The sequence below is a fragment of the Streptomyces sp. NPDC058457 genome (assembly GCF_042720695.1).
In the GTDB taxonomy this organism is placed as follows: Bacteria; Actinomycetota; Actinomycetes; order Streptomycetales; family Streptomycetaceae; genus Streptomyces.
In genome coordinates this window covers 21,941-33,457 of sequence record NZ_JBHXLU010000119.1, presented here as the reverse complement: position 1 = coordinate 33,457, position 11,517 = coordinate 21,941, and the positions used below count along the sequence as shown (strand labels likewise).

The window sequence follows — 11,517 nt, the reverse complement described above, 5'->3', positions numbered from 1 at the left end:
GGGCGGGCGCCTGTTGGGGTTATCTTACAGCGGCGACGCCCCGGTGCTCCCCATTGGGCAACGGGGCCCGTGCGCCGTGCCGGGGGCGGCTGTGCGTACCTGACCCCCGCTTGTCGTAACCGGTCTGCCGTACTGGCCTGTCGTGCCGGTGGGGCGGCCGTCAGCCGCCTGTCACGGGGCGGGCCGCCTGGGCGGCGGTGGTGCCGCGCGGCTGCCGCTCGGGGTGCGGCGGGCGGCGGCTGCCCGCCGGGGTCACCGGGGTGCGCTCCGAGCGGGCGGTGTGCGGGCCGGGCGCCAGATGGATCGGGGCCCTGGGCGCGCGGGCCAGGGAGACCGGCTCGGGTTCCGGCGTCGTCTGCTCGACGGGCGCCGGACGCGGCTTGAGGACCACGGGCACCGGGACCGGGGCGGGCACCGTGTTGCCGCGGCGGGCGCGCCAGCGGTCGCGCAGGTCGAAGAGCCAGGTCTCGGCCTGGGCGATGAACGGCTCGCACCACGGCAGCGCCAGCAGGATCAGCAGCCCTGCGGCCCAGCCCAGCAACACGTCGCTCAGCCAGTGCGTACCGAGGTAGACGGTGGACATGCCGACGCCGAGGGAGGTGACCGCCGAGGCGGCGGAGAGCCAGCGGCGGGCTCTCGGGGTGGAGGCCAGATATGCCAGAATTCCCCAGGTCACCACCGCGTTGGCGGTGTGTCCACTGGGGAATATATCGCCGCCGAGGCCCATCTCGTTCGAGCCGATGACGGTCGCGTAGTGCGGTCCGAGGCGTCCCATGCCGAGCTTGGCGGCGCCGACCGTGATGTTGAGGAGCAGCAGGGAGGCACCGAGCGTCAGCATCGGGCGCAGGGTGTGCTGCCGCCATGAGCGCCAGCCCAGCCAGGCGGCGACCATCACGGCGGTCGGGCCGCGCTGGCCGAGGACCACGTAGTAGTCGACGAACCAGTGGATTCCCGACCACTGCTGGTACGGCCGGAAGAACATGACCTGCCAGTCGAGCCGGACCAGCCACGACGTGATCACGACGGCCCACACGATCGCCAGGTAGAAGGCGAGGGTCGCGGTGAACAACACGACCCGGTGCCGGCTCATCTTCGGCACATCAATGTGAGCCGGCCGTTCCGGCTCACGGTCCAGCCTGGCGAACACCCGGTCCAGACGGGTGAGGTTTCGTTCGGTACGCACCCAATCGACGTTACAGCGAGTGAGCTCTGTTCCCGGTCGAAACTGCGGCTTTGTGATGACGATGTGATGTGGGAAACCTCTCAGGAGGCCTCCGAATTCTAAGGATTCCGTAATCCTCGGCGGGTCCGTCCTTCAATTCCTTTGATCATGCCGGGTCGCCGTTTTATGGCACTTATGAATTCGTTAACCAAAGCATGGGGTGGAATTCTCCGGCTGCTCATCGGAGCCACCGAAACGATCATGGAGGTCCGGAGCCGTTGAGCCAGAACGCGCCATAGACCGCCGAGGCCACTGCCACACCCGCCGTGACCAGCGCCGATCTGCCGGTGCGCAGCCGGGCGAGGGCCCGGGCGAGCGGCAGCAGCAGGGGGAAGGCCGGCAGCAGCAGCCGCGGCTTGGACCCGAAGTAGCTCGACGCACACAGTGCGAGCGCGAGGACGACACCCGTGTAGACCAGCAGGGGGAGCGGTTGCCGCTGGCGCACGCCGGTCACGTAGAGCCACAGCAGGAGGCCGACACCGAGGATCAAACCCGCTCCGGCCAGAGCGGACGGAAATGACGTGAACTTGTCGGCTACGAAGCGTGCGAACGCATAGCCGCCGTCGAAGCCGTTACGCCAGCCCGCCTGGACGTCCAGGTACCCGAGGGGGCCCCGGCCGGTGCGGTGGCCGACCCACAGGACGTAGGCGGCGGCACCGACGGGGGCGAGGAGCATGCCGAGGGCGCGGCGCCAGGGCGGGGCGTCGGCGGTGGTGATGTGGGGGGCGCGTGTCGCGTGTGGTGCGCCGGTTGTCTGCGGGGCGCGCCGGGCGCGGGCGGCGCTGGACACCTCGGAGGCGCGTTCGTCCGTGTGTGCGCCGCCCGGTTGATCCGCACCACCATCCCGCGCGCCGCTGCTCCGATCCCGCACGAACGAGACCACCCCCGCCGTCCACACCGCCACCACCACGGCGAGCCCCACCGGCCGGGTCAGCCCCGCCAGCGCGGCCAGCACCCCGGCGGTCACCCAGCGGCCGGTCAGCACGGCGTACAGCGACCAGGCGGCCAGCGCCGTGAACAGCGACTCGCTGTACGCCATCGACTGCACGATCCCGACGGGCAGTACGGCCCACAGCAACACCGCGCAGACCCCCACCCGCGGGCCGTACACGACGTCCGTGACCGCGAAGATCCCCCAGGCCGCGGCCAGTGAGGCGAGCAGACTCACCGTGAAGCCGGCGTCGGCGTACGACAGGGGCGCGACCGCGTGCAGCAGGCGCTCCAGCCAGGGCAGCAGCGGGAAGAAGGCCAGGTTGGAGTGGACGTCGCCGTTCGGCAGCCGCACCTCGTAGCCGTAGCCCGGTCCGGCGACCCGCGTGTACCACAGCGAGTCCCAGCGCGCCGTCAACAAGGTGTACGCGCTCTTGCCGCGCGCCGCGCTCCATCCGGCCAGCACGACCAGGCCGAGGGCGCGCACGGCCGCGTACCCGAGCAGGGCGGGCGCCGCCCGGCGCAGGGCGGGGGCGCGCGGTACCGCCATGGGCGTTTCAAGATCGGTCACGGGCTCGATTATCGACGGGGCACGGAACCACGGGGATCCCGAGGGCGTGGTGCAGAGCGGGGGCAGTGGTGTACGCCACATGAGTTCTCCGGAGAGTGTGAGAGGTCCGCCACGTGACCCCGGAACGAACTCGCGTACGCTGACGTGTCACTCGCGTTCGTATGCGCGGGCCGGAGACCCCGCTCCTCTCCGGCCGTACGACGGGGCGTCCCCACCCCGCCCGTCCGCCGCACGCGAGGGACCATCTGGGAGGTACGTACATGTCCGGGACGACCACGGCCGCCGTACGACCGCGCCGTCGGGCGGTGTCCAGGGCCGGTGCCGGTGCCAACCGCTGGGTCGTCCTCGTCGTCCTCTGCGTCAGCCTGCTGCTGGTCGCCCTCGACGCGACCGTGCTGCACGTCGCGGTGCCCGCCGTCACCGAGGACCTCAAGCCCGGCGCGATGGAACTGCTCTGGATCGTCGACGTCTACCCGCTGGTCTGCGCCTCGCTGCTGATCCTGTTCGGCACGCTCGGCGACCGGGTGGGCCGGCGGCGGGTTCTGCTCCTCGGCTACGCCCTGTTCGGCATCGCCTCCGCGGCGGCCGCTCTCGCGCCGAGCGCGGCGGCGCTGATCGGGGCCCGGGCGCTGCTCGGCGTCGGCGGAGCGATGATCATGCCGGCCACCCTCTCCATCCTCCGGCAGGTCTTCCCCGACCGCCGTGAGCGGGCCCTCGCCATCGGCATCTGGAGCGCGGTGGCGGCGGTCGGCGCGGCCGTCGGCCCCCTCCTCGGCGGCTTCCTCCTCGAACACTTCTGGTGGGGCTCCGTCTTCCTCGTCAACATCCCGCTGATGCTGGTCAGCCTCCCGGTGGGACGGCTCTTCCTCCCCGAGTCGCGGGGCGACCGCGACGGCCCGTGGGACGTGGTCGGCGCGCTGATGGCGGCGGTCGGCCTGTTCGGCGTGGTATTCGCCGTGAAGCGCCTCGGCGGCGGCGAACCGGCTGCCAGCGCGCTCACGGTGGCGCCGCTGCTGCTGGGCACGCTGCTGCTGGTCCTCTTCGTACGACGGCAACGGCGGCGGGCGTTCCCGCTGGTGGACCTGAGGATGTTCGCGCGGCCGGCGTTCAGTACGGCGGTCGGCTGCATCGTGCTGGCGATGCTCGCGCTGGTGGGCCTTGAGCTGATCGCCGCGCAGTACCTGCAACTGGTGCTGGGCCTCTCGCCGTTGCAGACCGGGCTACGGCTGCTGCCGCTGACGCTCGCCGCGATGGCCGCGGGGCTGGCCGGGGCGCGGATGCTGCGGCGATTCGGGCCGCGCCGGATGGTGTGCTTCGGCTTCTGCCTGACCGCGGCGGCGGTGTTCACGCTGACCGCGATGGGCGGGGCGGACAACGCGGGCCTGCTGCTCTTCGGCTTCCTGCTGCTCGGCTTCGGCCTGGAGACCACGCTCTTCGGGGCGTACGAGTCGATGCTGAGCGAGGCGCCGGCGGCGCAGGCCGGCGGAGCGGCGGCGATCGGCGAGACGTCGTACCAGCTGGGGGCCGGGATCGGGATCGCGCTCCTCGGCAGCGTGATGAACGCGGCGTACGCGCCGGGGCTGGCCGGGGTGCAGGGCGTACCGGCGTCGGCATCCGCGGCGGCGGGGCATTCACTGGGGGAGGCGTACCAGGTCGCCGGCCGGCTGGGCGGGCCGGCCGGGTCGGCGTTGCGCCGGGCGGCGCGGGACTCCTACGTGCACGGTCTGCATGTCACGTTGCTGGTGAGCGCGGGGCTGTTGTTGCTGGGGGCGGTGATGGCACTGAGGCTGCCGCGCACCATGCACTGCGGAGACGCCCCGGTGGAACTCCCCGCCCCTCGAGAACCCGAACGCTCCCGCGTCTCCGCGTAACGCCGCGCACGCAGGTGCTTCGCCGCAGGCGGCCCTTCCCCACCCACGCACCGCCCGTGCGGGTAGGAGCAAAGGCGGGCCGACCTGTGGGGGTGGTGTGTCGTCGGCGGGTGCGGGTCATCCTTCCCTGCCCACGCACCGCTCGTGTGGGTGGGTGGAGGGGTGGGGTGGCCTGTGGGGGTGGTGTGTCGGCGGGTGCGGGTGCGGGTGCGGGTGCGGGTGGTCCTTCGCTGCCCACGTGTTGCTCGGGTGGGTGGAGGGGCGGTCTGTGCGGGTGTCGTCGGCGGGTGTGGGTCGAAGCTTTCTCTGCCCATGTGTCGTCCTGGCGGGTGGGAAGGGCTCGCTGCTGGTGGGTGGCTGTGTGAATGGCGGGGTCAACGTATCCGCCCCGGCACCCGCCTGTCGCCGACGGCGCAGTACCCCCACAGGTCGGCCCGCTCCTCCTCCAACCCGCACGGGTGGTGCGTGGGTGGGAGAGCAGGGAGACTGTGCGTAATCTGGTCTAACTAGCGGTGCTAGTTTTGGGAGGGTTCTGATGTCCGCGTCCGTGAAGTTGCCTCCGTTCGATGCCGGTGATCCGCTCGGTATCGACGATCTTCTGGAGCCGGAGGATCTGGCAGTACGGGAGACCGTGCGGAGCTGGGCGGCGGATCGGGTGCTGCCGTTCGTCGCCGACTGGTACGAGAGCGGGGAGCTGCCCGGTATCAGGGAGCTCGCCAAGGAGCTCGGGTCGATCGGGGCGCTCGGGATGTCGCTCAGCGGGTACGGGTGCGCCGGGGCGTCCGCCGTGCAGTACGGGCTCGCCTGTCTGGAGCTGGAGGCCGCGGACTCGGGTATTCGATCGCTCGTGTCCGTGCAGGGGTCGCTCGCCATGTACGCGATCCATCGGTTCGGGAGTGAGGCACAGAAGTCGCGGTGGCTGCCGGCCATGGCCGCCGGCGACGTCATCGGGTGCTTCGGGCTCACCGAACCCGATCACGGGTCCGACCCCGCCGCCATGCGGACCCACGCCCGGCGCGACGCCGGCGGCGACTGGGTGCTCAACGGGCGGAAGATGTGGATCACCAACGGGTCGGTGGCGGGCGTCGCCGTCGTATGGGCGCAGAGCGACAACGGGATCCGGGGGTTCGTCGTGCCCACCGACACGCCCGGGTTCTCGGCGCCGGAGATCAAGCACAAGTGGTCGCTGCGGGCCAGTGTCACCAGTGAGCTGGTGCTGGACGACGTGCGGCTGCCCGCCGACGCCGTACTGCCCGAGGTCGTCGGGCTCAAGGGGCCGCTCAGCTGTCTGTCGCACGCCCGCTACGGGATCGTGTGGGGCGCGATGGGCGCGGCGCGCACCTGCTTCGAGGCGGCCGTCGACTACGCGAAGTCGCGGGAGCAGTTCGGTCGGCCCATCGGCGGCTTCCAGCTCACCCAGGCCAAACTCGCCGACATGGCGGTCGAACTGCACAAGGGAATCCTGCTCGCCCATCACCTGGGGCGGCGGATGGATGCCGGTTGCCTGCGTCCCGAGCAGGTCAGCTTCGGCAAGCTCAACAACGTACGCGAGGCCATCGAGATCTGCCGTACGGCGCGGACGATCCTCGGGGCGAACGGGATCTCGCTCGAATATCCCGTGATGCGGCACGCGACCAACCTCGAATCGGTGCTCACCTACGAGGGCACCGTCGAGATGCACCAGCTGGTGCTGGGCAAGGCACTCACTGGACTCGACGCATTCCGGTGAACCCCGCGCGGGGGCAGGGCCGGTGAGCGGCCGGCCCTGCCTCAGCTCTGGTTGAAGAAGCCGTCCTCCCGGCGCCTGGCCGGTTCACCGCTGACGATCTCGGTGTTCGCGGGGGTCAGCAGGAAGACCCGGTTGGCGACCCGCTCGATGGTGCCGCGCAGGCCGAAGGTCAGCCCGGCCGCGAAGTCGACGACGCGCTTGGCGTCGCCCGGCTCCATGGCCGTGAGGTTCACGATGACCGGCACACCCTCACGGAACAGCTCGCCGATCGCACGGGCGTCCCGGAAGCTGTCCGGGGTGACCGTGCCGATCCGGCGGCCCTTCTCCTCGGCGGTGTCCGAGGCCACCTTCACCCGGGGGTCGGTGACCCAGGCATCCCCGGGCTGCTCGGTCCCTTCCGAGTAGTCGTCGTCGTAGTAGCGCTCGTCATCGTTGTCGTCGACGAGGCCAAGCCAGGCACTCGCCTTGCGTACCGATCCCATGGACGCCTCCTCTCACAGCGGTCCTTCTTGCTTCCGCATCCCTATGGTCGTCCATGATGCGGATGGCGCGCCAAGTGGATAGACGCCGCACGGGGGGTTTGTGACGGTACTGGTGCAGAGCCCGTACGTCGAGAGCCCAGGTGTGCCAAGGGCCCTGACTCACAGGTCTGCTGACTGAGAGTGAAATATGATTGTTCCGGCGGGCGGGTGATGAACGGTGCGTCCGGGTGAACGTGCCGAGGCGGTTCGGGGTGTCTTCGAAGCGTCTTCGGGATGGTCGGATCGCGCGGTCGTCCCGCCGGGGTGGCGGGGAGAAAGGCCCGGTGAGCAGCGCACTTGTGCGGTCCGGCCAGGGCGGGGCGGTGGCCGGGGCGCGTCCGTCGCGATGACCGCGGGCGGTCCGCGCGGGTCGGCGCGGTCATCACGGGCCGCTCCCTACGACTCTGACAGCGGCTCAGGAGCCGCGGCCGGCTCGGGACGACGGGCGGCGTCAACCGGCGTGCGCGTTCGTCACCGTATACGGAATCGGGGCACGGGGGCGGTTGCCTCGGGATTCGCCTTGATCCTGTTTCTGCGACGTAAAACAAAAACATGATCGGGTGACCGCTGCCCGGAGAGGTTCGTTGGCCGGAGCGCAGAACCATTTCTGCCCCGGTTCTGCGCATCCATCAACTCGCCTCATGATTAAGGCACTTCCGTGCAAGCAGCCACCATTCGCACCCGGCTCCTGAGGATTCTGGTCCTGGCCCTCGCCGTCCTGCTGACGCTGCTGGGCGTCGCGGCCGCCGGGCAGGTCTCCGCCTATCGCAACGCCTCCGCCACCGCGGACAACGCCCGGCTGGAGATCACGCTTCAGGGCCTGATCCACGAACTTCAGAAGGAACGCGGTCTCACCACCGGATACGTCGGCGGCGTCAAGGAGTTCGCCGGCAAGCTGCCGGCGCAGCGCAAGGCCACCGACACCGCCCGCGACCGGCTCGACCAGGCGCTCCGGGGCCGTTCCGACGCGGCCGCCGGCTCGGTGCGCGAGTCCCTCGGACGGCTCGACGGACTCGCCGGGATCCGCAAGCACGCGGACGACCACACCGGCGTGGTCAAGGACACCTTCGACTACTTCACCACCACCATCACCGTCCTCGACCGGCTCGACCTCGGCCTGAGCGACGTCCACGACGCCACCCTGCGCGACGCCTACCAGGCGCTGCAGATCCTCGGCAACGCCAAGGAGTTCACCGGCGAGGAGCGCGCCATCGTGCTCGGCTCGGTGCGCGCCGGGCAGTTCCAGGGCGACGACTACAGCCGGTTCATGGAGATCCGGGCCGGCCGCATCGCCGCCCTCGACACCTTCCCGCGCTCGGCCACCGACGTACAGCAGCGCCGCCTGGACGCGGCCATGACCACCCCGGACGCCGAGCGCGCGCTGGCGTACGAGGACACCGCCGTCAAGGGCGGCGGGAAGCTGAAGTGGAACGACATCCCGCCCATGCAGTGGTGGGACGCGATGACCTCCACCATCAACGGACTGCGCGACGTCCAGGTCTCGCTCGGCACCGACGTCGAGAACCGGGCCTCAGCCCTGGAGGGCACCGCCCAGCGCGACCTGCTGCTGTTCCTGCTGCTCGCGCTCGGCACCGTCGCCGCGCTCGGCGCGCTCGCCCTCGACTGTGTACGGTCCGTCTCCGCACCGCTCGCCGAACTCGCCCAGCAGGCCCGCGAGGTCGCCGGGGAACGACTGCCGAAAGCCGTCTCCGCCGTCCAGGACGGCTCCTTGGGCGAGCATCCCGAGCCGCCGGCCCCGCTCGCCGTCTCCGGCCGGGCCGGCGCCGAGGTCAAGGAGGTCGCCGAGGCCTTCGACCGGGTGCAGCAGGCCGCCTACGACCTCGCCACCGAGCAGGCCGTGCTGCGCCGCAACACCACCGACTCGCTGGTCAGCCTCGGCCGCCGCAACCAGAACCTGGTGCGCCGGCAGATCAGCTTCATCAACAAACTGGAGCACGAGGACGCGGACCCCGCGACCCTCGCCAACCTCTTCGAACTGGACCACCTCGCCACCCGGATGCGCCGCAACGCCGAGAGCCTGCTCGTCCTCGCCGGGGAGTCCAGCCCCCGGCCCTGGTCCACCCCGCTGTCCATCACGGACGTGCTGCGCGCCTCCCTCGCCGAGGTCGAGGAGTACCGCCGGGTCACCCTGCGCCGGGTCGAGCCGGCTCACCTGACCGGCTCGGTCGTCGCCGAGATCGCCCACCTCCTCGCCGAGCTGGTCGAGAACGCGCTGAGCTTCTCGCCGCCGGACTCGGACGTGGAGATCGAGGGCCGCCGCACCAGCGCCGGCTATCTGGTCGCCATCGTCGACCACGGCCTCGGCATGGACGCCCAGGCGATCGCCGAGGCCAACGTACGGCTCTCCGGCACCGCCAGCTTCATGGCCGAACCCACCCGGTTCCTCGGCCACTTCGTGGTCGGCGCGCTCGCCCGCAAGTGCGGGATCGAGGTACGGCTGGGGGAGGCGCCCGCCGCCGGCGTGGTCGCCCGGGTGCTCGTCCCGGTCAACCTGCTCACGGAGGCGGCGGCGACCCCGAAGCAGGCGGCAGCCGCCGTACCCGCGCCGCGCAAGGAGCCCGACGAGACGCAGCTCGTCTCCGTCGCCGCCGAGGCCAGGCCCGAGCAGCCGCAGCCGCAGAAGAAGGGGGCCTCGGCCGCCCGGACCCGTAACGGCCTAGTCAAGCGGCCCCAGCGCAGCGCGATCTCGGAGGCCGTCAGCGAGACGGACCGGCCCAGCCGCCCGGCGCCCGCCGAGCGCACCCCCGACCGCAGCCCCGAAGAGGTCTCCGGAATGCTCGCCACCCTGCGCAGCGCACACATGCGGGGCGGGATCAGCGTGGAGAAGGAGAAGCAAAAAGAGAAAGAGCAGGCGCAGGCGCAGGCGCAGACGTCCGAGGCGCGTACCGAGGAGGACGGCAAGTGACCACCGTCGACACCCCCAACGGCTCGCGGACCTTCAACTGGCTGCTGGCGAACTTCGTCAGGTCCACGGACGGGGTGCGGGACGCGGTCGCCGTCTCCTCCGACGGACTGCTGATCGCCGTCTCGGACGGGCTCGGGCGCACCGAGGCCGACCATCTCGCGGCGATCGTGTCGGGGCTCTCGTCGCTCGCGCGCAGCGCGTCCAAGCGGTACGGCTTCGACGGGGTCAAGCTCATCATGATCGAGATGGGGCGCGGCTTCCTGCTGGTCTCCGCGATCCGGGACGGCAGCTGTCTCGGCGTCCTCGCCGACTCCAGCGGCGAACTGGGCCTGGTCGGCTACGAGATGGCGGTGCTCGCGGAACGGGCCGGTGACCTGCTGACGCCGACGCTCATCGCCGATCTGCGGCAGGCGTTGCCGCGATGAGTGCGCAGGAGCCTGCCGAGCCCGTCGAGGACACGTCCTTCGTACGGCCGTTCATCATCACCGGCGGGCGGGCCGAGCCGCTCCAGACCGATCTGCGGCTGGAGACGCTGGTCGTGGCCGTGGGCGCGCCGGACGAGTCGCTCACGTTCGAACGCCGGCACATCGTGGCGGTGTGCGCACAGCCGACGACGGTCGCCGAGGTGGCGCACCGGGTCGGCGTACCCCTCGGAGTCGCCAAGGTGCTGATCTCCGATCTCGTCGTCGCCGGGCAGCTCGCCTGCCGGCAACCCGCGGAGCTGCCGCTCCAGATGCTCGAAAGGATCAGGGACCATGTCCGGGCGCTCTGACAGGATCGTGCCGCTCGCCGTGAAGATCGTGGTGAGCGGGGGACTCGGGGTCGGCAAGACGACGTTCATCGGGGCGATCTCGGAGATCGAGCCGCTGGACACGGAGGCGGCGATCACCCAGGTGTCGGTCGGCGTCGACTCGCTCGCCGGGGTCGAGTCCAAGACCACGACGACCGTGGCGCTCGACTTCGGCCGGATCACGCTGGATCCGGCCGTCGCGCTGTACCTGTTCGGGACGCCCGGGCAGGACCGGTTCTCGTTCCTGTGGGACGACCTGGTGGAGGGAGCGCTGGGCACGGTGGTCCTCGCGGACACCCGCCGGATCGAGGAGTGCTTTCCCGCCGTCGACTACTTCGAGGCCCATGGGGCGCCCTTCGTCCTCGCCGTGAACCGCTTCGATGGTGCCGAGCGGTTCGAACTGGAGGAGATCCGGGAGGCGTTGGGGCTGGGGGCCGATGTGCCGGTACTGGAGTGCGACGCGCGGGACCGGGGGGCGGTGCGGGATGTGCTGGGGGCGCTGATGGACCGGGTGATCGGGCAGCGGGTCGGGCCCGCGAAGAGAAGGGCGGCGGTGATGTCGCGGTAGGGGGTGGGGCGCGGGGTGGTGCGGCGGCTGCGGGATCGTCGTGGCCGGGCGCGCAGTTCCCCGCGCCCCTTCGGGGCACGTGAACTGGGCGTCTGTTTTTGCGTGCGGGGCGTGAGGGAGGGGTGCGCGTGTGAAGGCGAAAGGGTGGGGCGCGGCGGAGAACGCGAGGAGTCCCCGCTGTCCGCGGGGCGCGCAGGGGGTCAGCTCAACAGGAACAGGACCACACGCGACCGAGGTCGATGTGGGAGCGCTTGACCAGCCACTGCTGTGGATGCATGGGCCAAGTGGAACAGGTCTCCGGTTTTCCGTCAACTGAGCTGAGACGCGCTGCCCACACTCTGGACGCCCTTGACAACGAGGGGAAACGGCGCCGTAGAGTCGACGGACGG

General features: G+C 71.0%; 9 protein-coding genes. 6 read left to right on the top strand and 3 right to left on the bottom strand.

Going from position 1 to position 11,517, the window contains the following annotated elements:
* Positions 1-160 precede the first annotated feature (160 nt).
* Together ACFWPS_RS48630 and ACFWPS_RS48625 are read right to left on the bottom strand one after the other, a co-directional pair.
* Positions 161-1,183, bottom strand: coding sequence for a phosphatase PAP2 family protein (locus ACFWPS_RS48630; protein WP_383719362.1), 1,023 nt, complete (start codon positions 1,181-1,183; stop codon positions 161-163).
* A gap of 238 nt (positions 1,184-1,421) precedes the next feature.
* Positions 1,422-2,723, bottom strand: a complete 1,302-nt coding sequence (locus ACFWPS_RS48625; protein WP_383719359.1) for a mannosyltransferase family protein — start codon at positions 2,721-2,723, stop codon at positions 1,422-1,424.
* A gap of 260 nt (positions 2,724-2,983) precedes the next feature.
* Here ACFWPS_RS48625 and ACFWPS_RS48620 point away from each other — a divergent pair, with 260 nt between their 5' ends.
* Both ACFWPS_RS48620 and ACFWPS_RS48615 read left to right on the top strand, forming a co-directional pair.
* Positions 2,984-4,594, top strand: a complete 1,611-nt coding sequence (locus ACFWPS_RS48620) for an MFS transporter (protein ID WP_383719356.1) — start codon at positions 2,984-2,986, stop codon at positions 4,592-4,594.
* 535 nt (positions 4,595-5,129) lie between these two features.
* Complete coding sequence (locus ACFWPS_RS48615) at positions 5,130-6,323, top strand: acyl-CoA dehydrogenase family protein (RefSeq protein ID WP_383719353.1); 1,194 nt, start codon at positions 5,130-5,132, stop codon at positions 6,321-6,323.
* 41 nt (positions 6,324-6,364) lie between these two features.
* On the opposite strand, the gene ACFWPS_RS48610 is transcribed toward ACFWPS_RS48615, so the two are convergent.
* A complete protein-coding gene (locus ACFWPS_RS48610) occupies positions 6,365-6,805 on the bottom strand; it encodes a cell division protein SepF (RefSeq protein WP_089102969.1) in 441 nt (146 codons plus the stop codon).
* 697 nt (positions 6,806-7,502) lie between these two features.
* Between ACFWPS_RS48610 and ACFWPS_RS48605 the strand changes: the two genes are divergently transcribed.
* The 4 genes from ACFWPS_RS48605 to ACFWPS_RS48590 are packed head-to-tail and all read left to right on the top strand — an operon-like array spanning position 7,503 to position 11,128.
* Positions 7,503-9,770, top strand: a complete 2,268-nt coding sequence (locus ACFWPS_RS48605; protein ID WP_383719351.1) for a nitrate- and nitrite sensing domain-containing protein — start codon at positions 7,503-7,505, stop codon at positions 9,768-9,770.
* Positions 9,767-10,195 (top strand): roadblock/LC7 domain-containing protein, encoded by a 429-nt coding sequence (locus tag ACFWPS_RS48600; RefSeq protein ID WP_383719348.1) that lies wholly within the window; start codon positions 9,767-9,769, stop codon positions 10,193-10,195. Before ACFWPS_RS48605 ends, ACFWPS_RS48600 begins: the two co-directional genes overlap by 4 nt.
* Positions 10,192-10,542, top strand: a complete 351-nt coding sequence (locus tag ACFWPS_RS48595) for a DUF742 domain-containing protein (RefSeq protein WP_383719345.1) — start codon at positions 10,192-10,194, stop codon at positions 10,540-10,542. The genes ACFWPS_RS48600 and ACFWPS_RS48595 overlap by 4 nt, the downstream gene beginning before the upstream one ends.
* Positions 10,526-11,128, top strand: coding sequence for an ATP/GTP-binding protein (locus tag ACFWPS_RS48590; RefSeq protein ID WP_383719343.1), 603 nt, complete (start codon positions 10,526-10,528; stop codon positions 11,126-11,128). The genes ACFWPS_RS48595 and ACFWPS_RS48590 overlap by 17 nt, the downstream gene beginning before the upstream one ends.
* The last annotated feature ends 389 nt before the right edge of the window (positions 11,129-11,517 follow it).

Bases quoted from the DNA above. Each gene is read 5' to 3' on its own strand.
- ACFWPS_RS48620 (WP_383719356.1), top strand. From the start codon at position 2,984: ATGTCCGGGACGACCACGGCCGCCGTACGACCGCGCCGTCGGGCGGTG.
- ACFWPS_RS48615 (WP_383719353.1), top strand. From the start codon at position 5,130: ATGTCCGCGTCCGTGAAGTTGCCTCCGTTCGATGCCGGTGATCCGCTC.
- ACFWPS_RS48610 (WP_089102969.1), bottom strand. From the start codon at position 6,805: ATGGGATCGGTACGCAAGGCGAGTGCCTGGCTTGGCCTCGTCGACGAC.
- ACFWPS_RS48595 (WP_383719345.1), top strand. From the start codon at position 10,192: ATGAGTGCGCAGGAGCCTGCCGAGCCCGTCGAGGACACGTCCTTCGTA.
- ACFWPS_RS48590 (WP_383719343.1), top strand. From the start codon at position 10,526: ATGTCCGGGCGCTCTGACAGGATCGTGCCGCTCGCCGTGAAGATCGTG.